Annotated in this window: 22 protein-coding genes and 1 tRNA gene; 12 read left to right on the forward strand and 11 right to left on the reverse strand. The window is 31.0% G+C overall.

The annotated features are described in order from the left end of the window. The first annotated feature begins 190 nt into the window (after window positions 1-190). From carB (MAEO_RS08075) to MAEO_RS00225, 3 genes are all read left to right on the forward strand, one after another. Window positions 191-1603 (forward strand): carbamoyl-phosphate synthase large subunit, encoded by a 1413-nt coding sequence (gene carB / locus MAEO_RS08075; protein ID WP_048062415.1) that lies wholly within the window; start codon window positions 191-193, stop codon window positions 1601-1603. A 103-nt stretch (window positions 1604-1706) separates the two neighbouring features. Then, the gene (gene carB / locus MAEO_RS08080; RefSeq protein WP_011972769.1) at window positions 1707-3521 is read left to right on the forward strand and encodes a carbamoyl-phosphate synthase large subunit; all 1815 of its coding nucleotides are present in this window, start codon (window positions 1707-1709) and stop codon (window positions 3519-3521) included. 30 nt (window positions 3522-3551) lie between these two features. After that, on the forward strand, window positions 3552-4628 hold the full coding sequence (locus tag MAEO_RS00225) for an archaeosine biosynthesis radical SAM protein RaSEA (RefSeq protein ID WP_011972770.1): 1077 nt from the start codon (window positions 3552-3554) through the stop codon (window positions 4626-4628). A 91-nt stretch (window positions 4629-4719) separates the two neighbouring features. Here MAEO_RS00225 and MAEO_RS00230 read toward each other — a convergent pair whose 3' ends face one another. Next, window positions 4720-5166, reverse strand: coding sequence for an Hsp20/alpha crystallin family protein (locus MAEO_RS00230; RefSeq protein ID WP_011972771.1), 447 nt, complete (start codon window positions 5164-5166; stop codon window positions 4720-4722). Window positions 5167-5383: 217 nt separating this feature from the next. On the opposite strand from MAEO_RS00230, the gene ftsY reads away from it, so the two are divergent. After that, window positions 5384-6535, forward strand: coding sequence for a signal recognition particle-docking protein FtsY (gene ftsY, locus MAEO_RS00235; RefSeq protein ID WP_011972772.1), 1152 nt, complete (start codon window positions 5384-5386; stop codon window positions 6533-6535). Between the two features lie 100 nt (window positions 6536-6635). On the opposite strand, the gene MAEO_RS00240 is transcribed toward ftsY, so the two are convergent. The 10 genes from MAEO_RS00240 to MAEO_RS00285 all read right to left on the reverse strand — a co-directional run bounded on the left by MAEO_RS00240 (window position 6636) and on the right by MAEO_RS00285 (window position 16034). Continuing rightward, window positions 6636-8543 (reverse strand): beta-CASP ribonuclease aCPSF1, encoded by a 1908-nt coding sequence (locus MAEO_RS00240; RefSeq protein WP_011972773.1) that lies wholly within the window; start codon window positions 8541-8543, stop codon window positions 6636-6638. 444 nt (window positions 8544-8987) lie between these two features. Continuing rightward, window positions 8988-9641 (reverse strand): archaeal proteasome endopeptidase complex subunit beta, encoded by a 654-nt coding sequence (gene psmB, locus MAEO_RS00245; RefSeq protein ID WP_011972774.1) that lies wholly within the window; start codon window positions 9639-9641, stop codon window positions 8988-8990. A gap of 544 nt (window positions 9642-10185) precedes the next feature. Next, window positions 10186-10578: a phosphoribosyl-AMP cyclohydrolase gene (hisI, locus tag MAEO_RS00250; RefSeq protein WP_011972775.1), complete on the reverse strand. Its 393-nt coding sequence runs from the start codon at window positions 10576-10578 to the stop codon at window positions 10186-10188. An 11-nt stretch (window positions 10579-10589) separates the two neighbouring features. Further along, a complete protein-coding gene (hemA, locus tag MAEO_RS00255) occupies window positions 10590-11741 on the reverse strand; it encodes a glutamyl-tRNA reductase (RefSeq protein ID WP_011972776.1) in 1152 nt (383 codons plus the stop codon). A 77-nt stretch (window positions 11742-11818) separates the two neighbouring features. Beyond that, on the reverse strand, window positions 11819-12742 hold the full coding sequence (locus MAEO_RS07960; protein ID WP_011972777.1) for an NAD(P)-dependent oxidoreductase: 924 nt from the start codon (window positions 12740-12742) through the stop codon (window positions 11819-11821). Window positions 12743-12806: 64 nt separating this feature from the next. Further along, window positions 12807-13901, reverse strand: coding sequence for a glycosyltransferase family 4 protein (locus MAEO_RS00265; protein ID WP_011972778.1), 1095 nt, complete (start codon window positions 13899-13901; stop codon window positions 12807-12809). Between the two features lie 101 nt (window positions 13902-14002). Next, window positions 14003-14611 (reverse strand): DUF655 domain-containing protein, encoded by a 609-nt coding sequence (locus tag MAEO_RS00270; protein ID WP_011972779.1) that lies wholly within the window; start codon window positions 14609-14611, stop codon window positions 14003-14005. A gap of 450 nt (window positions 14612-15061) precedes the next feature. Next, window positions 15062-15385, reverse strand: coding sequence for an RNA polymerase Rpb4 family protein (locus MAEO_RS00275; RefSeq protein WP_011972780.1), 324 nt, complete (start codon window positions 15383-15385; stop codon window positions 15062-15064). Window positions 15386-15552: 167 nt separating this feature from the next. Then, window positions 15553-15846: a 50S ribosomal protein L21e gene (locus tag MAEO_RS00280; RefSeq protein WP_011972781.1), complete on the reverse strand. Its 294-nt coding sequence runs from the start codon at window positions 15844-15846 to the stop codon at window positions 15553-15555. Between the two features lie 111 nt (window positions 15847-15957). Further along, window positions 15958-16034, reverse strand: a tRNA-Val gene (locus MAEO_RS00285). 241 nt (window positions 16035-16275) lie between these two features. On the opposite strand from MAEO_RS00285, the gene MAEO_RS00290 reads away from it, so the two are divergent. The 8 genes from MAEO_RS00290 (at window position 16276) to MAEO_RS00325 (ending at window position 24376) form a co-directional block, all read left to right on the forward strand. Beyond that, window positions 16276-16785, forward strand: coding sequence for a DUF531 domain-containing protein (locus MAEO_RS00290; RefSeq protein WP_011972782.1), 510 nt, complete (start codon window positions 16276-16278; stop codon window positions 16783-16785). Window positions 16786-17182: 397 nt separating this feature from the next. Continuing rightward, window positions 17183-17491 (forward strand): ATP synthase archaeal subunit H, encoded by a 309-nt coding sequence (gene ahaH / locus MAEO_RS00295; RefSeq protein WP_011972783.1) that lies wholly within the window; start codon window positions 17183-17185, stop codon window positions 17489-17491. Between the two features lie 25 nt (window positions 17492-17516). Next, the gene (locus tag MAEO_RS00300) at window positions 17517-19574 is read left to right on the forward strand and encodes a V-type ATP synthase subunit I (RefSeq protein WP_198002418.1); all 2058 of its coding nucleotides are present in this window, start codon (window positions 17517-17519) and stop codon (window positions 19572-19574) included. Between the two features lie 77 nt (window positions 19575-19651). Continuing rightward, window positions 19652-20323, forward strand: a complete 672-nt coding sequence (locus tag MAEO_RS00305; RefSeq protein ID WP_011972785.1) for an ATP synthase subunit K — start codon at window positions 19652-19654, stop codon at window positions 20321-20323. 94 nt (window positions 20324-20417) lie between these two features. Continuing rightward, window positions 20418-21029 carry a V-type ATP synthase subunit E gene (locus MAEO_RS00310; RefSeq protein WP_011972786.1) on the forward strand — a complete coding sequence of 204 codons (612 nt, stop codon included), beginning with the start codon at window positions 20418-20420 and terminating at the stop codon, window positions 21027-21029. A 32-nt stretch (window positions 21030-21061) separates the two neighbouring features. Further along, a complete protein-coding gene (locus MAEO_RS00315) occupies window positions 21062-22213 on the forward strand; it encodes a V-type ATP synthase subunit C (RefSeq protein ID WP_011972787.1) in 1152 nt (383 codons plus the stop codon). Window positions 22214-22296: 83 nt separating this feature from the next. Next, a complete protein-coding gene (locus MAEO_RS00320) occupies window positions 22297-22596 on the forward strand; it encodes a V-type ATP synthase subunit F (RefSeq protein ID WP_011972788.1) in 300 nt (99 codons plus the stop codon). A gap of 19 nt (window positions 22597-22615) precedes the next feature. After that, the gene (locus MAEO_RS00325; protein WP_011972789.1) at window positions 22616-24376 is read left to right on the forward strand and encodes an ATP synthase subunit A; all 1761 of its coding nucleotides are present in this window, start codon (window positions 22616-22618) and stop codon (window positions 24374-24376) included. Window positions 24377-24416 lie beyond the last annotated feature (40 nt).

Here is a 24416-nt window from a genome sequence, read left to right on the forward strand (position 1 = left end):
TTCCCTAATTTATTTATTTCTATTTATAACCTACAATAAAATAATATATAATATAGAACACTTTTTTATATGATTTACCCATATAATATTTATATATAATTCTGATGAAAACTTTTTTTTATACAATTTATCTTATACAATTATTAAGTTAATAGGTGGAATTTTGAAACAGGACAACATAAAAAAGGTTATGATTTTAGGTTCTGGTCCTATCGTAATAGGGCAGGCGGCAGAGTTTGATTTTTCTGGTTCTCAGGCATGTAAATCTTTGAGAGAGGAAGGGATATACACCATTTTAGTAAATTCAAATCCTGCAACAATTCAAACTGATAAGGATATTGCAGACAAGGTTTATCTTGAACCATTGAACCCAAAAATAGTGGAGAAAATTATAGAAAAAGAAAGACCTGATGCAATACTACCTACAATGGGCGGGCAGACAGGTTTAAATCTTGCCGTAGATTTGCATAGAATGGGAATATTGGAAAAATATGGAGTAAAATTACTTGGTTCAACTGTTGATGTGATTGAAACTAGTGAAGATAGAGAATTATTTAATAAAGCAATGGATGAAATTGGAGAGCCTGTCACAAAATCTTATGCAGTTGAATCAATTGAGAAAGCTCTTGAAGCTGTGGAAGAATTGGGCTACCCCGTAATAGTTAGACCCGCCTTTACACTTGGCGGAACTGGTGGGGGTATTCCATATACAGAAGAAGAATTAAGAGATATCGTAGAAAAAGGACTTAACTATTCTATGATTAACCAAGTTTTGATTGACGAAAGTGTGCTTGGCTGGAAGGAGTATGAATATGAAGTAATGAGAGACGCAAAAGATAACTGTATAATTGTATGTAATATGGAAAATATCGACCCTATGGGAATACATACAGGAGAAAGTATTGTTGTAGCGCCATCTCAAACTCTTAGCGATAAAATGCACCAAAGGCTTAGAAATGCGGCTTTAAAAATAATTAGGCACTTAAACATTATCGGTGGCTGTAATGTTCAGTTTTCAGTGAGCCCAGATGATAGCGAATATAGAGTAATTGAGGTAAATCCGCGAGTTAGTAGGAGCTCCGCATTAGCAAGTAAGGCAACAGGTTATTCAATTGCTAAAATTGCAGCTAAAATTGCCATCGGTAAAACACTTAATGAGATTAAAAATGATATTACAGCAGAAACCACGGCCGCATTTGAGCCGACTTTGGATTATGTGATTGTAAAAATACCAAGATGGCCATTTGATAAATTTAAAACTGTTGATAAACATCTTGGAACAAGCATGAAATCAACAGGGGAAGTTATGGCAATAGGTAGGACATTAGAGGAAGCACTTCAAAAAGCATGCAGGAGCCTTGATTTGGGGAGACAAGGTTTAATTGGAGATGGCAATGATATATCCCATACCAACGAAGAAATTAACGATATATTAAAAAATCCGACCGATGAAAGAATATTTGTAATAGCTGAGGCACTTGATAAGGGCTGGACAGTTGAGGAAATTTGTGAAATTACAAAAATTAATGAATTTTTCATTAAAAAAATAAAAAATATTGTAGATACCAAAAAAGAATTGGAAATATTATCTAAATTGATTTAATTATTAAGTTAATTATTAGTATTAAGAATATTGGTATTACTAATTATTAACATTACTATATTTTATTATATTTTTATTATTAGCATGTTTGTCGGTGAATAATATGATGGAAACAGAAAAACTAAAAGAAATAATATTTAATGCCAAAAAAATGGGTTTTTCAGATGCCCAGTTATCTAATTTATTGAATAAAAGCGAATCAGAGATAAAAAACCTTAGAAAAGAATTAAATGTAATGCCTGTTTTTAAAATGGTGGATACCTGCGCAGCAGAATTTGAGGCAAAAACTCCATATTATTATTCTTGCTACGAAAATTTATTTTATGATGAACAAAATGAAAGCATACCAACAAAAAGAAAAAAGGTAATAATATTGGGTTCTGGACCTATCAGAATTGGACAAGGTGTAGAATTTGATTATTCCACCGTTCATGCCATATATGCTTTAAAAGATATGGGTATTGAAGCAATAATTGTAAATAACAATCCTGAAACTGTATCCACTGATTACGATACCTCCGATAAATTATATTTTGAGCCATTAACCTATGAGGAAATTATGAATATCGTTGAAAATGAAAATAAAAATGGCGATTTATTGGGAGTAATAGTTCAATTTGGAGGGCAGACTGCAATAAACCTTGCTATGAGATTATATGATTCTGGTGTAAATATATTGGGAACTTCTCCAAAATCTATTGATTTAGCTGAGGATAGGGAGCAATTTTCAGAGATATTAAATAAAATAGGTATTCCACAGGCTGAGGGTGCTACTGTATATAATGAAAAAGATGCACTTGTTGTAGCTAAAAAAATTGGATATCCTGTTCTTGTTCGACCTTCCTATGTTTTGGGGGGTAGGGCTATGGAAATTGTATATAATGAAGAGGAATTAAAGAACTACATGAAAGAAGCCGTAAAAGTATCATCTGAACATCCCATATTAATCGATAAGTTTTTAGATGAGGCTACGGAGGTTGATGTAGATGCTATTTGCGATGGGGACGATGTATTTATTGGGGGAATTATGGAGCATATCGAGGAAGCTGGAATTCACAGTGGAGATAGTGCCTGTGTAATACCATCTCAAACTTTATCTCCACAAGTAATAGATACCATTATTGACCATACCACCAATCTTGCAAAGGAATTGGGTGTAATTGGACTGTTGAATATACAGTATGCCGTTAAAGATGGTGTAGTTTATATTATTGAAGCAAATCCACGGGCAAGTAGGACCATACCATATGTAAGTAAATCTGTGGGAGCTCCCCTTGCCAAAATTGCTACAAAGGTAATCATGGGGCAAAAATTAAAAGATATGGGATATATTGGATTAGCTCAATCAAAATATGTGAGCATTAAAGAAGCCGTATTCCCATTCCAAAAGCTAACCGGAGTAGACCCAGTGCTTAGTCCAGAAATGAAATCCACAGGAGAGGCTATTGGAATAGATACAGATTTTGGTAGGGCATTTTATAAAGCTCAACTGTCTGCCAACATGGAGCTCCCAATGTCTGGAACTGTGTTCATAAGTGTTAAGAAAAAGGATAGAAAACATTTAGAAAAAATGGCAAAAGAATTTAATAAATTTGGATTTAATATTATTGCAACAGATGGAACAGCTGAGGAAATTAGAAGTAATGGAGTAGATGCTACAATAGTCAAAAAAATATCCGAAGGTATAAAAGGTAGCATATTGGAAGAAATACAAAAAGGAAATGTTGATTTAATCATAAATACCTCTTCTGGAAGTAGGGCAAAATCTGATGGATACTACATAAGACGAGCCGCCGTTGAATTTAATATACCATATATTACAACAATACAGGGAGCACTATCCACTATAAAGGCAATAAAATCTGTTAAAGAAGGAGATTTGGGGGTTTATTCTTTAAATGACCTTGAAAATAAATAATAAATATAATAGTAAAATACTAGTGATACAATGGAAAAATACTTAAAAGAATTAAGAAATAGGCACCTAAAAAAAAGAAAAGAAAAAAATCCTGACCGCCCAATTGCTACCTGGGTACAGGACGATATTTTTAGGGATAAAACCAATGGAAAAAGCATAACAATAATATTGCGAACTGTTGGCTGTAAATATGCCTATGATACAGGCGGTTGCACTATGTGTAGTTATTTAATGGATAGCTCCCCCATAAAAATTACCAGCGAAAATATAATCAATCAATTCAATGGAGTATTGGACAAATACAAAGAGGAATTAGAAAATAATAGTAAGAATTATTCAATTAAATTATTTACTTCTGGTAGCTTTTTAGATGAGTTCGAAGTTCCAAACGATGCAATGGAGCATATTTTTAAAACCATTGGGGAATTGAATGTAAAAGAGGTTGCAATTGAATCCAGACCAGAATATATAACCAATGAAACAATGGAATTAATCCGAAAACATATAAATAATGATATTAATGTGGAAATCGGAGTGGGAATTGAAACTGCAAATGAGGAAATAAGAAATATCTCAATACATAAAGGAATATCCAATAAAGATATTGAAGATGCCATAACTACTGCAAATAAATACGCCGTAGGTATTAAGGCGTATTTATTAATAAAGCCACCATTTATAACTGAAAAACAGGCAATGGAAGATTCAATTAATTCCGCAAATAAATATATTGAAATGGGAGTTAGTAGAATATCATTCTGCCCGTCCTCAATTCATAAGGGAAGTTTGGTGGAGCTCCTATGGAAAAAAAATCAATATAGGCCACCATTTTTATGGACGGTAATAGAAATATTAAAAGAAGTAAAATCTAAAAATCCCGATAAACTTATAATGTGCGATACCTCAGGAATACCATCAAATAGGGGAGCACATAATAAAATAGACTGTGAGTGCAACTATAAAATAAAAGAAGCTTTGGGGGATTATACCCTTACACAGGATTTATCTTTAATTGAAAATATAGACTGCGAATGTAAGACCTATTGGGCTGAATTTATGAAATATGAGGAAAAAAATATAGTACCTTTGGGGGATTATGAAAGATAAAAATAATAATATAATAATTAAAATAATACAAAAAAATAGTAAAATAATATATGTAGTAAAAATAAATTAATTATTAATTATTAATTATTATTTATTCAATATCTATTCCTTTTTTAATTGATATTTCACTTTTTGGCAATTCTACTATAAGAATACCATTTTCATATTTTGCCTTAGCACTATCTTCTTTTACTGTTGCAGGTAATTTTATGGTTCTGTAAATTTCTTCGTCTTCTGGGATTTCTGAATAAATTATTCTTTCTGATTCTGTAATCATTAATGGTGTTCTTTTTGCCCTAATTTCTAATGTATCGCCGATTGCATTTATTACAATATCTTCTTTGGCAATTCCCGGAACCATGGCAATTATTTTTATGTGGTTATCTCCTTCAATCAGCGTTATTGGCATTTGTCCTTTTCCAGATATCTCAACACCTGAACCCATGGAGCTCATTGATGTCATGGTTGTCATACTCATAGGAGCTCCCCCTAAAAATTCAGATAATATTTTTTCAAAAAATGGATCTTTTCCTATCATAATTATCACCCCAATATTCAATATTATTTCTATATAATATACCGTTGTAATTCAATATAAATATTTCGGTTTTGTGTATTGTTATGACATAATTATGCACAATACAAATATATAATATATTATCGTAAACATATCAAACGATAAAATATATGGGGTATGTTAGGGAGCTCCGTTAATATGGAGCAAACTTTTTAAACATACCATATTTGGTGATTAAATGTTCGGGAAACTTAAAGAAAAATTAAATAAAACAGTTTCAAAAATAACTGAAAAAATATACAATAAAGGAGAAGTGAAGGAACAAGAAGAAAAAGAAAAAGAAAAAGAATCAGAGATTATAACAACCGAAAAACCGCATAAAGAAGAAACTAAGGAAACCAAACCACAAACAGAAGAACCAAAAAAAGTTGGATTTTTCGATAAATTAAAAATAACAAAAGTCGTTAAAAAAACGCTTGGTTATGATGTAGTATTAACAGAAGACGATATTGAGGAAGTTTTAGAAGAGTTGGAGATGGAGCTCCTTGAAGCTGATGTAGCTTATGAAGTAGTTGAGAAGTTAATAGAATCTTTAAGAAATCAATTAATAGGTATAAAAATATCGGCAAAGGATGACCCTGAGGAAATTACCATAAATGCACTAAGAAATGCCATTAAAGAGGTATTATCTCAAAAAGAAATAGACATATATAAACTCATTGAGGAAAAAAAAAGTAATGGGGAACCCACTGTTATTGTTGTTGTAGGTATTAATGGAACTGGAAAAACTACGACAATATCCAAATTAGCATATAAACTTATGAACAATGGCTATTCTGTTGTTTTAGCTGCGGGAGATACATTTAGAGCAGGGGCAATTGAACAGTTGGAGGAACATGCTAAAAATATAGGGGCTAAAGTAATTAAACACCAAAAAGGCTCTGATGGTGCAGCTGTAATATATGATGCTATAAATCATGCAAAAGCCAGAGGTATATCCGTAGTTTTAGCCGATACAGCAGGACGACAAACTACAAATATCAATTTAATGGCTGAAATTAAAAAAGTAGTGAGGGTATCAAATCCAGATTTAGTGGTATTTGTTGGGGATTCCCTTGCTGGAAATGATGCAATTACACAGGCAGAAGAGTTTAACAACATGGTAAATATTGATGGAGTAATACTCACAAAAACAGATGCAGACGCAAAAGGAGGGGCTGCTTTATCTATTGCCCATGCCATTGGAAAACCTATTTTATTTTTAGGTGTTGGTCAAAGATATGAGGATTTAATGGAATTTAATGTTAATTGGATGATAAACAAATTATTTGGGGACGAAAACGACGACAAAATAATTGAAGAAAAAGAGAATATAATAAGAGAATTTTAAATATTTTTATTTTTAGTATTCAAAAGCTCTGCTTTTGAACAAAATCATTTGGATTTTGTATTGCAAAATATGGGAGCTCCAAAGCATATATTCATATTTTTTATTTTAATCTAACGGCATCTAAATTCATCGGAGCTCTTGTTTCTTTTTTAAATAATTTATATGCGGCACTAGCTAAATCTATACATTTAGAGGATTCCCCATGAACTGTTAATATTCTATCGGGCATAGGTTTTAACTTTCTTAAATATTTTATAAGCTGTCTTCTATCGCTATGTCCTGAAAATCCTTCAAATGTATGAACACTTAAATTTACTTTTACAGCTCTTGATTTTCCATTTCTATTCATTACTGGGATTTCATTCCAGCCTCTTTGGATTTTTCTTCCCATAGTTCCTTCTGATTGATAACCAACAAATACAATTGCGTTTCTTTCATCATGAGCCAATGATTTAAAGTATTCTACACTTGGACCGCCGCTAAGCATTCCAGATGTGGTCAATATAATACAGGGCTCATCGCTATCAATTATGTTTCGTCTATTGTTGGTATTTCTTACTTTTTTAAATACTTCCGAAAGGAATGGATTATCTCCTTCGTGGAATATCCTATTTCTCATATTTTTTGATAAATATTCAGGATATGCTGTATGTATTGCCGTAGCTTCCCAAATCATACCATCTAAATAAACAGGGGCATTAAATATGCCTTGATTATATCCTTCTTCTAATACCAACATTAATTCCTGTGCCCTACCAATTCCAAATACAGGAATTATAATTTTTCCTTTTCTTTTAATTGTTTCAGCAATTACTTTTAAAAAGTTCTGTTCTGTTTCTCCTTTATCCGGTAAAACATCATCATAAGCCCCATAGGTAGATTCTATAATTAAAGTTTCTAATCTTGGGAAATTGCATACGGCCGGTTCCAATAATCGGGAGGCTTCAAATTTTATGTCTCCTGTATATGCTATATTATATAATCCATCTCCGATATGGCAGTGAGCTATTGCTGAACCAAGTATATGCCCTGCATTATGCATGGTTAATTTTATGGCAGGTGCAACATCGGTTGTTACTCCATAATCAATAGGAATAATATGTTTAACACATTTTTTAATATCTTTTGAAGAATATGGAACAACTTTTCCTTCTTTTTCAGCAATATCAATATAATCTTTTTGTAAAAGAGTCATTAAATCTCTGGTTGGTTTGGAACAATAAATTGGACCATCATATCCATACCTAAAAAGCCCCGGGACAAAACCGCAATGGTCTAAATGAGCGTGAGTAACTACTACGGCATCAATTTCTTCAACTGCAAATTCAGGAGCATCGAAATGTGGAAAAGCTCTGTCTCCATCCATTGCCACATTTATACCGCAATCAATTAATATTCTACTTTCAGGGGTTTGTAGATAATTACAAGTTCTACCTACTTCTCGAGCCCCACCTAAAAAAGACATTCTTATCCATGAATCTTCTCTTAATTTAACATCTCTATGTATTACCTTTCCAACTCTCCTAAGAATTTCTTTTACATCCATTCGTTCCCTGTATAATGTTGCCCTTATGGCATTAACAGTTTCGGATGAAATTGGAGGGGTTCGAACTGGCTTAGGTGCCCATTTTATTTCTTTTTTCAATTCTTCTAATGTGCTACCTTCTTTTCCGATTACCAACCCTGGTTTTTTTGATTCTATAATTATTTCTCCAGTATTTGCATCAAATATGCAGTTTGTAATTTCGGCATCATCAGGTATAATTTCTAAAATTTTCTTTTTTGCTATTTCTGGCTCCATTAAAACAGAAGGGTCTGGTCTTATGGCTATCCTTTTTCTAAATAATTTTGCCAATTCTCTTACAAATGTGTTGGAAAAAATCTCTGGATTTTTGGCATATATTACTACTTCGGGTCCTTCAAATTGCACATCTGTAATTGCAGCATTTCCTGGTGCTGTTTTCATTACATGATTTTTTATTTCATTTAAAATATCTTCGGCTGACAAAATAAACTCCTCTATTAAATTTATTAAATTATAATCTTGATATAAAATATATATGTTGATATATGTGGTATAAAATATAGGTTAAATTGTAAAATAATAGGTTAATATGTGTATATGTATCCATACTTTAATGTAAAATTTAGTATTGTAGTATGTTCGAAAAGTTTGTTTATTATATATTACAAAACCGTAGCGAAGGCTATAAAAACTAGAAAAGTTTTTATTCAAATTTAGTGGTATAAATTTAAATATCCTGTTTATATTGCCTATTGCAATTTATTACTGCAAAGGATTCTCGAACATACCATATATTATTATTTTTTATAATGGTGGTGGTGATAATGCAACAATAGCGCATTATAATATAATAAAAACATAATAAAATGAAAAATAAAATTTTATTTTCTTATTTATGCTTAGCCTATCTGTTTTATTTTTATTTTCTTATTTATATAATATATTGGAGAGCTCCTCTATCTCTTCATCAGAGTATATCTTTACTCCATTTTTGTCAATTACTGCAAGAGATATGCCATTTCCTGAAAAAGCATCTCTTTTCATGGCAGCAGTTAAAGATTTAATGGCAAGTAATTTTCCCTTATTTATTGTCATATCTTTTTTATATTCTTCTTCTAACACACCAAATGCCGTAGGCGAACCAGAACCTGTTGCTGTGAATGAGGTTTCCTCATTTAATCCGCCCACTGCATCAAGGGAGAATAACTTAGCACCATGAATAGTATCATATCCTCCGATTATTAACTGAATTAAAAAAGGAAAATGTCTGCTACCATGAAGCACATTACTTAAAAGCATAGCACATGAATGAGGGGGAATGTTATTTCCAGTTCTTAATTTATATAAATTTGCTTCTGCTGATATTATTCTTACTAAGGACTGAGCATCCCCCACACTTCCAGCTATTGTCATTGCCATATAGTCATCTATCTTATATAACTTTTTTGCTTCTTTATCGGCAATAAGATTCCCCATGGTTGCTCTTTTATCTGTTGCCAATACTATTCCATCATTACAAACTATCCCCACAGTTGTAGTTCCTTTCATGTATTCTTTATATTGGTCGTTATTTGCTATCATTTAATCCCTCAAAATAGTGTTCTTATTTATTTAATTTATAAAATAGTCATCAGAATAATGTTAAAAATAGGCATAATTTATCTACAATATATGCTTAAATTAATTATAGCTCTTTTATTTCTTTTACAATATATAACATAATACTCAATATTATTCAATCCTTATCATTTATATACTTTAAGATTTTAGGCGAATCTATATTTATCCATAGTCAATCTTTGGTCTTTTTCAATAAACCGTCTCAAAATCGCAAAGCGATTTTTACGATCGTATAAATTTTTCAGAGAAAAATTTAGAGATGCTATGACGAAAAGCTAAAATCTCTCCATATTTATCAATAATGAAGAAATTCGTTTACAAAATCTCGAAGAGATTTTATTTACAAAATCCTAAAAGGATTTTGTTTAATAATAAGCCGTATAAGGGACAGTTATTGAAGATTAACTATAATGTCGGCGGGAGCTCCCTGTCAATTAAGGCAGGGCACTTCACGGTTTTTCAACATATCCAAATTATTTATCTATATTAATATTTAATATAATATTTAATATTTATTTACCATATTTTCCCCCACTATTTCTATATCATTATTTTTAAGATTTAATTTATAATGGAAGCAAGTATAATAATTCTCATGACAAGCCCAACCTTTCTGTTCAACCACAAATAATAAAGCGTCTTTATCACAATCGGCATATATTTCTTTTACTTTTTGAACATTTCCGCTTTCTTCTCCTTTTCTCCAAATTTTATCTCTGCTGGTGGAATAATAATGCATATATCCAGTTTCTAATGTGGTTTTCAATGCTTCTTCATCCATAAATGCAGTCATAAGAACGGTTTTATCCTCATCAATGGCAATTGCTATTAATAATTTTTTACCGTCTATATTTCTGAATTTTGGATTTAATTGTTTTATCATTTTTTCTATTTCCATTTTACCACGATTTATATTTTATTTTTATTTAATTTATTTACAACTCGTTCAATATCTCCTATTGTATCATCATTAACTATATTTACAAAATCTGAAATTAGTTTATTGGCAAAAACTTTGGAAAACTTTTCCAATACTACGGTTGGGTCTTTTCCATTTTCTATCATGTTTAGGGCTTTATTCATTTCCCTTTTTCTTAGATTTTCGATATATAAATCATAATTTTTAATAGTATTTTCAAATTTAAGTTTTCGTAGTTGTTTTGTTAATACAGACAGTTCCTCTTCAATAATTTTTTCAACACGGGGTATTTCGTCCTTTCTTTTTTTTAGATTCTCCTCAGATACCATTTTTAAATCGTCAATGGTGTATAATTTAATATTCGGGAGCTCCATAACATCATCGCTAACATCTCGGGGATTTGCTATATCTATTAATACTTTATATCCTTTGATATTTTTTAATCTATCCTTATCTATTATTGCATGGGGAGCTCCTGTGGCACATATAATTATATCGTTGTAATTTATAGCCTCTCCCAATTTGTCAAAATGCACGGCCATACCATTTAATTTTTTTGCAAGGAGCTCCGCCCGTTCATAGGTTCTATTTGATACCACAATAGCCCGTATATTTTTCTCAATAAGTGCCTTAGCCACCAGCGTAGCTATTTCTCCCGCTCCAACTACAAGGATATTTTTATTATTTAATCCTACGGTTTTTTCAGCTAATTGAACGGCGGCACTACCGATGGAGACACAGCCTTTATTTATTTTGGTATTATTTCTAACTTTTTGCCCTGTGTGTATTGCCTTTAAAAAAATTGTATCCAAATATTTCGTGGTTTTTTTAAGCTCCTTTGCTTTACGATGGCTATTTTTTATTTGCCCGATTATTTGGTCTTCCCCCACTATCATAGAGTTTAATCCTGACGCCGTTCTTAATAGGTGTTTTATTGCATTGTTAGATTTTATCATTTCAAATTCAGCAAATTCATTTATATCTATAATTTTGGCATTTTTATCGAAATAAATTTCTATCCTATTACAGGTTTGAACCAATACACAATTATCATATTTTTTATAAAATTCGTCTTCATCGAACCTTAATTTTTGGAGCTCCGATACAGCATAGTTATTATAATCCGCCCTAAATAAAAGCATTATACACACCGTAGTTTATTTTATTCCTTACTATTCATCATATTTTCATATATTATTATTATTATTATTATTATTTTTTATTTAGTATATTTATCAATTAATTCCTTAAATTCTTTTTTAAAATTCTCATTTTTTAATAATTTTTCAAATATTTTTTTTCTATCTTTTTGAGATTTTAAATTTATATTATTTTTATTATCAAATCTTTGATTCTTCAAAATGGCTTTGCCATTTTTACAGTCGTAAAACTTTTCCTCTGGAAAAGTTTGAGATGGTTCAAAAGACGAAGTCTTTTGTGTATCAAATCTTTGATTTGGTTCAAAAGACGAAGTCTTTTGTGTATCTTTATCCTTTAAAATATCCCTTATTTGTTGCATCATAAAAATATTGTTATCGTTTAAATAATTTTCAACAATTTTCCTTATTTCTTTTGCGATAAGGGGACTTTTACCTTTTGTATATATTGAAAAATAAACACCATTATTTTCATAACAGGCAGGAATTATGATATTTATATCACTTTCAAAAGTAGAGGAATTTATTAATTTATTTAGATTTTTTGAAATATTCACAATTCTTTTATTATTTTTTTCATCAATTGCCGTAATAATAATATCATAATTTTTTATAATATTTTCTAATTCTTCATTTGATAAATTATTTATGTCTTGTTGTATGAAGTTAATATTTTTAATATCTTTTGTATTATTTAAATTAATGGTGTCAAATCTTTGATTTCCTGCTCTTTGATTCTTCAAAATGGCTTTGCCATTTTTACAGTCGTAAAACTTTCCCTCTGGAAAAGTTTGAGATGATTCAAAAGACGAAGTATTTTGTACCCCTATGTGTTTGCATTTATCGTAGATAGTTATTTTTTTAGGAGCTCCTTTTAATATTTTATTAAATCGTCTTTGCCCAACTTCGCCAAATCCAAAAATACAAACCTTAAAATTATCTAATTTAATGTATAATGGTATAAACGAAGTGTTACCTGTCATCATTTTATCCCTGTTATAATTATGGTATGTACATATTTTATATCCAATTTATTAAAATACACACATATTATTTAAAAGAATTATATAATTTATGAACTTCTTTTGCCGTATTTTTCCAATCAAACGATTTTGAAAATATTTCCCCATTTGTTCCCAATTCTTTTCTTAATTTTTTACCGTTGGTTTCATCAATTAGAAATTTTATTCTTAATTTTAATTCATCGGGGTTATTTGGTTCAATTAAAAATCCATTGTAATTATTTTTTATTAATTCAGGTATGCCTCCAACTTTTGTTCCAATTACTGGTTTTCCACATGCCATGGCTTCAATGATGGTCATACCTAAACCTTCTGAAATAGATGGAAGTATTAAAAAACTACTATTTTTTATATATTGTGCCACCATTTGCGGATTTTGCCTTCCCAATAGCTCGATATGTCCTATATTTTCGTTTTTAATTTTATTTTCTATACTGTTGAATAACGGCCCATCACCAATAAATTTAAAATTATAGTCAATATCTTTTATTACATCAACCAATAAATTTAGTCCTTTCTGGGGAACAAAAGAACCTACAAATATGCCGTAATTGTGGTCTTTATTATTTTCTGTATTGAATAAATCAAAATCCACACCATTATAAATTACCGTTGATTTATTTTGATGTTGGGCAGGGAGCTCCTGCTTTAAAAAATTACTAACACATATTAATTTATCTGTATTATTTAAAGAATAATTAAAAAAAAGATTTCCAACTGGATTTTTTGAAAGTTTTAAAACATCGCTTCCATGAAGAGTTAATATATTTGGTATATTATATTTTTTAGATAATTTTGCCCCCAATACGCCTTGCGGGAAAGCATAATGGGGGTGTATTAAATCTATATTATGTTTTTCTATTATATTTTTTCCAATTTTATATCCTTGTTTTAAATAGGATAATCCTCTAATTTTTTTAATATATGGCACATCTATAACTGTTATATTTAAATCGAGATTTTGGGAAATATTTGTATTTTTATTTGGCATATCTGATTTGTAATTTAAAATATAAAATTCATAATTACTATCAATATCATTTAAATTTTTTATTAAATTATCTATATGTATAGTTATTCCCCCGATAAATGGGTGATATATTGTGGGCAATAATATTTTCATTAAATTACACCAGTGTATGATATATAATGTATATAACAATCATATAATATTGTATAGTTATATTTATTTATATTTATTTATAAATATTTAGTTATATATTATTAATTGTAATCCAAATGGTGCTCTTTCCATTCTACAAATAAATAATATTTTTGAGGTTCTTTTAATTCGGCTTCTATTCTTCTTGCTATTGCATCCATTACATTTCTATGAACTCTCCCCTCTATTTCTTCAAATGTTTTAAATGGTCGGAGCTCCCTTTCTTCAATTATTTTCCACATTACTGTTTTACCTATTCCAGGGAGTAATTGTAGCATATGCATTCTGTTTGTTATCGGTCCGCAATTATTAATAAATTCTACAAATCTATTCTCATTTCTTTTAACTGCTTCTTTGATGACATAAAATAATTCTGTTTTTGCCGTTGGAGTTAATTCTTCGTATTTTATCATTTTTGCTACGAAATCTACTTTATCTCTTTTATCTTTCCCAATATAAACTCTTTCTGCCAATTCAACTGGACAATCATCTTTTAATATTAATTCCATTAATACAAATTGTTTTTCTCCAAATGCCTGTGCCAATGGTTTTTTTTGGTGTGCCGGCCTTATATCGTCTGAATACCCATATTCGAGATAATCCAAAATATAGGCATAATCTTCAAATTTTCGTTTTTTATCCTTTTTATGTCCATAGTTGGTTTTTTTCATAATGACACCATTTAAATTTATTAAAGTGGAATATTTATTTTATAATACTGAATAGTGTAATTTTCTTAAAATATAGTCCGTTCGAGAACTCTTTGTAGAGATAATATCCCATAATAACAAATTCCTGTATGCCGAATAGTTCAAATATACTAAATTTTAAATATACTAATCTTTCACGCCCTCAGTATGAACAAATTTGGTAAAAACTTAGGTAATAACTTCGGTTTTTACTACTTTTTGTGATTTGGTAATTTTTAATTGCTTAACCTGTTGTGTTTGGCAAATTTTATTGGCCCAACCTTTGGTTTAGCTAATCTATGATTAGCTTAACAAATTCATGTGGGATTCGACTTTAGAATTTGACTTTTTTGAACACAATATAATTGTAAATTGTAAAAATATAATAAAAAAATAGTATGTAATTATGGTATTTAATCATATTCAATAATATTATCTAAATTTAGCACATAAATCCAATATATCTTCCGAGCATTTTGGAATATCGGATTTATAGAATATTAATTTTAAATCTTCGTTATCTTCTGGGAGTATGTCTATTATCTTTACTATGGTTTTTTCGTCCAATTCAAGCTTTTTTAACTCCTCAGTGAGCTTTTCTACATCTTCGGCATTTAGTTTTGCAAATCTTTGAAGATAATCTAATGCACATCCATTTTCATAGGATAATTCATCATCACTTGATTTATTAGACATAAGTTCTTCTGCACTTGATAGTGTAATGTATTTTTGAGATATTAACTCATTTCCAATCATAATTTCATCCTAAAATAAAAATATAGTTAAAATAATATAGCGATAATTAAAATAAACAATATGTCAATCTAATTAATTTAATGTTAAATTAATAATTGTTTATTCGTATTAATAAATTAAACAAAATAAAAAAATTAAGATAAATTAATTTTAATGTGTTTCATCATTTAGTTTTTACATTCTCTAAGATGTTGTGGTCTTGCAATTATCTCTTTTGTTGCATGTCCATCTTTAACTTCAACAATAAATGAACTTCCTCTCTGTCCGATAATTTTTCCAGTTTTTCCATGGAATTTTGGGTGAGGCATTCCTTTTTGCACTGATGGATCAAGAATTACATGCACTGTTTGCCCATTTTCGAACTGTTTTAAAGCTCTTGTAATTGGGTATAATCCTTTTGCTCTTGGGTGTTTTTTGAGCTTATATCTCGTTCCACTTCTAAATCCTTCACTTTTTTGCATAATATCACACTTTAATTTATATTTTAATCGTTATAAATAGCTAATGAATATTTATAAATACACATTAAAAATAGCATGTCTCTATATGTAATACTCATATATAAATATAAATGGTGAGCTCGGAGAGATTTGAACTCCCGATCACTGCCGAGTCAAGGCGGTATCATAGCCAACTAGACCACGAGCTCATAATAATACCATAGTTAATACAATATTATATCTATATTATAATTATTATATAACTAACATAACTATAACCAGTTAATAGAAAGAAGTATATATATTTTTCGGTATATGCTGTTATACTGTATGGCGTGGGATTATTTCGTTGTAGTGTTAAAAAATTATTTCACAATTTTTTTATCATATTATAAAAATTCCGAAGCTACCACAATAATATCTGACATAATATAACAATTGGGTGAATCTATGAAAAATTTGAAAAGAATGACTATGATATTATATAATTCATATGATAAAAATAAATGGCATGAGGCACATAAACGGGCAATAGCAAGGGCTGCCTCCATTTGTTATGCATTTGAATGTAATTTAGCTATAATGAATTTCCCCTGTAAAAGGGAGGATATAACTTCAATAGAAACTACAATTGGAAGTTCTGGCAAATATTTAAATGAATTGATTGAAAAAAATAGATTTATGATAGTAGATAAATACCAACCACAATTTGGAGTTCCCATAATAACAACATCTAAACCAGAGCCAAAAAAAGCCATATCTCCAAAAGAGGTAGCACAAAGTTTATTAAAAAAATCTTGTGGAATATATGTTGGACTTGGAAGACATGGACTTCCTAAAAATATATTGAAATCTGGGGAGCTCCACTTAGATATAACTGAAAAAGGAATTTCGCTTGAAACATGCACAGCAATATCTGCCATACCTTCTACAATATATACTCATTCAAAATATTTATAGATAAATATTTATAAAATATGAGGTATATTCATTATTTGGTCAGTGCATGTGAATCGACAATTAACTGCCTCCTCATATGTTCTAAATAGTGATTAACTGTAATAAGTTAAATAAATAGAGTTTGTGAAACTGCCCGTCGATTTACGATAATTGGTGGTTCTATTTTATTATTTGATAATATATATTTATTAATAATTGTTAAATATTATAATAATATAAACTGTTCTTGAACATACAATAAATAATATAAATAATATATTATAACTATTATATTTAAATTTCATTATCTATCATTTTCTTTAATCTATAATGATTATTCATTATAATTGAAATAAAAAGAAAATTATATATATAATATAGATTAAAGAATGGTTTAACAATTTATGGAGGTAATCCTGTGGTTGCAATAGAAGCTATTAGGGAAATAAAATCTGCCGAAAATAAGGCAGTAGAAGTAGTAGAATCCGCTAAAAAAGAGGCGGAAGAAATAAAAATGAATGCAATAGTTGATGGTAAAAAAATCATAGCTGATGCTATAGCTGAAGCTGAAGAAATAGTTGAAAATAAAATAAAAGAAATAGAAAGTAAAGCTAAAACAGAAGCAGAAAATATCATAACAACAGAAGAAAATAAAATAAAAGAAATGATATCCCTCGGGAAAGTAAAAATATTATCCATTGTATTGGATGATATAGTAGAATTCTAAATATGTAGTATAAAAGGTGGTTTTAGTGAAACCCGCAAGAATGAACAAAATTAGGGCGGTGGTTTTAGATGAAAAGATGGATTCCGTTGTAAGAGGACTTCACGAAAATGGATATGCCGAATTATGTGATTTAGCACCTAAACTCGAAGGCTCTGAATGGTCTGCAATTTTATCTCACTCGTCTCCAGCTTCCTATGGAAGGGATGTTTCCTCTTTAATGATAAAAGTAGGAAGAACACTTGATTTATTTGATGGCGTAAAAGAAGACGAAAAAAAGGGAATTTCGGCACTACTTAATCCAATCACCCCTGAAAAAAAGAAAGTTAATTTTGCATCTACTAATGAGTTAATAGCACATGCTGAAAAAATACTATCTGATGTAGAAAGAGATGTGAATGCTCCGTCCAATAAATTAAATGAATTGGAGACTAAGAAAAGCAGTTTAGAAGTGTTAAAAAAGCAATTAAATTATTTATCTGATTTTGATATGGATTTAAGCTGTCTTGGAGAAGGCGAATATGCCTACATAATTTCAGGATTAGTTTCAAAAGAAAATGTATCCGGGCTTGAATCTGGTTTATCCAATATAACAAATGATTATGTTGAAATTGTTAAAGGAAATCCGTTTAAAACAGAAAACGGCGAAGAAAAAGTTCCCGTTATTGTGGTTACATTAAAAGAATATGTAGATGTAGTTGGAGCGGAACTCCGAAAAGCTGGTTTTGAAAGATTTGATATATCGGGAGTTGAAGGAACTCCAAAAGAAAATATATCAAAAATTGAGTCTGAATTATCCAGTATTGATTCTGAAACTACCAATATATTAAATAAACTTAACAGTTTGTCTAAAAAATGGTATGATGATTTATTGGTATTGCATGAAGTTCTTGAAATTGAAAAGGAAAGAGCAGAAGCATATGCATTATGTGGGAGCTCCGATAGGACTTATGTATTTGAAGCATGGGTTCCAGTAAAACATGCAAAGAATGTAAAGGAAGTAATTGAAAGCGCATCAGAAGGTTATGCTGTTGTTGAAATAGATAAACCTGATGAGCCAGAAGAAAAAATACCTGTTTTATTGGATAACCCAAAAGCAGTTAAACCTTTTGAAATGCTAACTCAAATGTTTGCCCCTCCAAAATACAACGAAGTAGATCCAACAATGATGATAGTTCCTGGATTTTTAATGTTCTACGGAATTATGCTAACTGATGCAGTTTATGGTCTTTTATTGGCCCTTGCAGGTCTTGTTATTTGGAAAAGATTAGGTAAAGCAAGTGAAGGAGCTCATGATTTAGGATATATATTAACTCTCGCAGGTATTTTTACAATGATTGCGGGAGTATTGACTGGTGGATACTTAGGAGACTTTGCCCTTCAATTCCTTAACTTTGATATATATAGCACACCATTGGCACTAATAAATCCATTGGGAAGTAGCTTTTATGTTGGAGAAACAAAACCATTAATTGATTTAGGAATGATGTCCGTAAATAATGGGCCAATAGCCATATTATTATTCTCGGTAATAGTTGGTATTATTCATTTATTTATTGGATTATTGGCGGGATTCAAAGAAAATATTAAAAATAGATTTAAAAATGCATTTTTTGACCAAGGAATATGGATATTCTTAATATTGGCTCTTGTGATAGGCTTGGCCATTGGAATGCCTAATTTAATAATTGGTGCCACACTTCTTGTAGTTCTTCTCTGTATGATTAAAGGATTTATGAATGGAGGAGTTCTTGATGCAGGACTTGGAGCTATGGACATAACCGGATTTTTAGGTAATGTATTATCATATGCAAGGCTTTTAGCTTTGTGTTTAGCTACCGGTGGTCTTGCTATGGCAGTAAATATTATGGCTAACCTCTTAAACGATAGTATTCCAGTAATTGGAGTTTTAGTTGCTGTTGTAATGTTATTGGTTGGACATACATTTAACTTTGTGATGAATGGATTAGGTTCATTTATACACTCCCTTAGGTTGCATTATGTGGAGTTCTTTGGTCAGTTCTATGAAGGTGGCGGTAAAAGATTCAAACCATTTAAATCTAAAAGAGATTATACTACTGAATAATTTATCTAATATATTAATAAATATGTCTATACTATAAAATAAAAACAAACTATACATTTTTTAACAAGGTGATAAAAATGGTTGTATTTGAAAACCCATTATTACTTGGAGCAATAGGGGCAGGTTTGGCAGTAGGTATTGCAGGATTAGGCTCTGGTATTGGAGCAGGTATTACAGGAGCAAGTGGTGCAGGAGTAATTGCAGAAGATTCCTCAAAATTCGGAACAGCAATTGTATTCCAGGCATTGCCACAAACACAAGGTCTTTATGGATTCTTAGTAGCAATTCTTATATTATTTGTATTTAAAACAGCACCAGAATGGGCTATGCTTGGTGCAGGATTGGCAACAGGATTAGCTGGATTATCAGCAATTGGTCAAGGTATCGCATCATCAGCAGGTCTTGGAGCAGTTGCAGAAGACGACAGCATATTCGGTAAAGCTATGGTTTTCTCAGTTCTTCCAGAGACACAGGCAATTTATGGTTTGTTGGTATCTATCCTTTTATTGGTTGGCGTATTTAGTGGAGATGGAGTAGCTACAATTGCAGCATTGGGTGCTGGTTTAGCTGTTGGTTTCGCAGGCCTTTCAGGTATTGGTCAAGGTATCACAGCAGCAGGAGCTATTGGGGCTACAGCAAGAGACCCAGATGCTATGGGTAAAGGATTAGTTTTAGCAGTTATGCCGGAAACATTCGCTATCTTCGGTTTATTAATAGCAATATTAATTATGCTTGGAATTATGTTTTAAGTAGGTTAATGATTATTTAATCAATTAACCAATATTTTTTAGATTTTAGATTAATCCTTATTAAATTAATTATATTTACTGTAAGGTGGAAAACATGGGAGCAGATAAAATTACTTCCAAAATATTGGACGATGCCAACAATACAGCAAGTAAAATTAAATCAGAAGCACAGAAAGAAGCTGATTTAATATTGGAAAAGGCAAAAATTGAAGCGGAAGAACAAACGCAGGACATTTTAAAAAGAGGAGATAAAGAAGCTGAAACGACATACAATAGAATTTTAGCAGAGGCTAGATTAAACTCCAAGAAAAAAATGCTTAAAGAAAGAGAAAATTTAATAAATATGGCAATTGAAAAATTAAAAGAAGATTTAAAAGAATTGCCTAAAAAAGACAGTTATAAAGATATTTTATTAAAGCTTATAATTGAAGGAGTAATGTCTTTGGATGGCAACGAATTAGTTGTTGTGTTAAACGAACAAGACATGGAATTAATTGAAGATTCAGCTCTTTGGGCTATTGAAAAAGAATTAGAATCCAAGGTAAAAAAAGTCATCATATTGAAGAAGGGAGCTCCCGCAAATATAATTGGTGGTTGCATAATAAAAACAGCTGATGGAACTAAATTCTGTGATAATAGTTTAGAATCAGTATTTGAAAGAAATATGGAATCTATTAGGGCAAATGTTGCATCATTATTGTTCTAAGGATTTGATGGCATATAGTGAAGGTGATTATAATGGATATTGGTGCATTAATTGCTGGATTGCCATCAAATATATTCCTAATATTGATGGTAATGGCAGGTATTGCCATATTTTTGGTAATAATTATATTTTTAATAAAATACTTAATGGAAACAGCTCCATTTGCTTATGTTAATGCAAGAGTAAGAAGTATGGAATCCAGATTGTTGGATGAACAAAAATTCAATGAACTAATTGAATCCGCTGGAATGTCGGAATTTATTGGATTTTTGGAAGATACAGACTATGGAGAATATATAAAAGATAGCTCCGATATGATGTCTATTGAAAAAGCACTGAATACCCACTTGGCCCATGTTTATGGGGCTCTTGCAAATATGTCTCCTGAAAAATCAAGAAAGATATTGAAGCTATTTGAAAAGAAATTTGATGTTCAAAATATTAAAATTCTTTTAAGAGCTAAATATGTTGGATTAAATGCAGAGGAGACTTCAAAATTAATCATACCCCTTGGGACAATTTCCGAAAATAAATTAAGAGAATTGTGTGAAACTAAGGCGGTTGAGGAAGTTGTAAGTGGATTAGAAGGAACAGAGTATTCGAAAATATTATCTAATGAAATAGCAACATATGAGCAAACAAAAAAACTTGGAGCATTTGAATTATCATTAGATAAATATGTTCTTGAAAATCTCTGGAAATCTGTTGGAATTGAAGGAACTGTTGAAGATATATTCAAAGAGTTTGTTGGTGCCATAATTGACATTGAAAACTTAAAGATAATATTGAAGGGAAAAGCAGATGGATTACCTTCTGAAACAGTATTATCATATGTATTGGATGCAGGATATGAAATTGCACCTTGGAAATTAAAGGAATTAGCTGATGCTGAATCAATTGAAGGCGTAATTAGCTCACTTGAAGGCACCAAATATGGTAGTATTATATCCGATAAACTTGAAGAATATGAAAAAGTAAATAGTGTTTTCATATTCGAACATGCTCTTGATAAATATCTCTCAGAAGTAGGTAAAAAATTATCTCTTAGACAGCCATTTGGTGTTGGTCCAATAATTGGTTTAATAATCTCAAAAGAGCAAGAGATAAAAAATTTAAAAATAATTACAAAGGGAAAAATGGAAGGATTAAATTCTTCTCAAATTAGGGAATTATTGAATGCATAATATTGACATGAATTATTGAATATATGCATATATATGCTTCAATAATGATAACCCACATATAATAAAACCCAAAGTGTGATATTATGAAAATTGCTGTTGTTGGAGACCTTGATATGACAATGGGGTTTAGATTGGCAGGTCTTGAAGATGTATATGAGGTCAAAAATGCAGAAGATGCATTAAACACCATTAGAGAGCTTGACAATAGAGCGGACATTGGTTTAATAATAACCACAGAAAGACTAGGGGAAGAAATAAGAGACAGTATATCTAACTTAAAAAAGTTTATTGTGGAAATCCCTGACAAAAATGGTGCAATAGTTAGAGAACACGACCCAGTTAAAACTCTTGTAAGAAAAGCCGTAGGTGTAGAACTCAAATAATCAAATTACAGGTGAAAATATGGTATCAGGTAAAATTGTAAAAATAGCAGGTCCTGTTGTTGTTGCCGAAGGAATGAAAGGAGCTCAAATGTATGAAGTTGTTAAAGTAGGGAACGAAGGATTAACAGGAGAAATTATCCAGTTAGAATCAGATAAAGCAGTTATTCAGGTATATGAAGAAACCGCAGGTATTGTTCCAGGGGAGCCAGTTGAAGGGACAGGAGCTCCATTATCCGCAGAGCTTGGACCCGGTATGTTAAAGGCAATGTATGATGGTATTCAAAGACCATTAACAGCTATTGAAGATGCTACAAAAAGTATTTACATCCCAAGAGGGGTTAGCGTTCCATCAATATCCCGAGAAGCAAAATGGGACTTTACACCAACTGTAAATGTTGGAGATAAAGTTGAGGCAGGAGACATCATTGGAACTGTTCCAGAAACAAAATCAATTGTTCATAAAATAATGATTCCAAATGGGATAAGCGGAACAATTAAAGAAATAAAATCCGGTAGTTTCACAGTTGTAGAACCAATTGCAATAGTAGAAACAGAAAACGGGGAAGAAAAAGAAATCATAATGATGCAAAAATGGCCTGTTAGAAATCCAAGACCATACAAAGAAAAATTACCTCCTGAAATTCCATTAGTTACAGGACAAAGATTAGAAGATACATTCTTTGGTTTGGCAAAAGGTGGTGCATCTGCAATTCCAGGACCATTCGGAAGTGGTAAAACAGTTACACAACACCAGTTGGCAAAATGGTCAGATGCTGATATTGTTGTATATATTGGATGTGGAGAAAGAGGAAACGAGATGACGGAAGTTATTGAAGAATTCCCGCACCTTGATGACCTTAAAACAGGAAATAAATTAATGGACAGAACTGTATTAATTGCTAACACATCAAACATGCCTGTGGCTGCTAGGGAAGCATCAGTATATACTGGTATTACCATTGCAGAATATTTCAGAGATATGGGATACGGTGTTTTATTAACTGCTGATTCCACATCAAGATGGGCAGAGGCAATGAGAGAGATTTCAGGAAGATTGGAGGAAATGCCAGGGGAAGAAGGATACCCAGCTTACTTGTCTTCAAGATTGGCTCAATTCTACGAAAGAGCAGGAAGAGTTGCATGTATGGGGCATGACGAAAAACAAGGATTCGTATGTATTGTAGGTGCTGTATCTCCACCCGGAGGGGATTTCTCCGAGCCAGTTACATCAAACACATTAAGGATTGTAAAGGTGTTCTGGGCATTAGATGCTAATCTCGCAAGAAGAAGACATTTCCCAGCTATTAACTGGTTGCAAAGTTATTCATTATATCTTGACGATATAGAAGATTGGTGGAAAGAAAACACAGCAGAAGATTGGAGAGAGATAAGAGACGAAGCTATGAACTTATTGCAAAAAGAAGCAGAATTACAAGAAATTGTTCAGTTAGTTGGTCCCGATGCACTTCCTGATAAAGAAAGAGTTATTTTGGAAGTATCAAGAATGCTCAGAGAGGATTTCTTACAACAAGATGCTTTCAGCGATATAGATAGCTACTGTTCTCCTATGAAACAGTACACAATGTTAAAGACAATTATGACATTCTACAGTAAAGCTATATTGGCAGTTGAAAAAGGAGCTGACCCAGCAGATATTGCAAAAGTTTCAGTTAAACAGGATGTAGCGAAAATGAAATATACTCCTGAAGAAGAGTTCTTAAATAAATTAGCTCCTGCAATAGTTGAAAAAATTAGTAAAGAATTAGACGCTTTAGTATAATTAGATTTATATGAATTAATTATTTATTATAATTAATTTT

This window comes from Methanococcus aeolicus Nankai-3, assembly GCF_000017185.1.
In the GTDB taxonomy this organism is placed as follows: domain Archaea; phylum AGJL01; class Methanococci; order Methanococcales; family Methanococcaceae; genus Methanofervidicoccus; species Methanofervidicoccus aeolicus.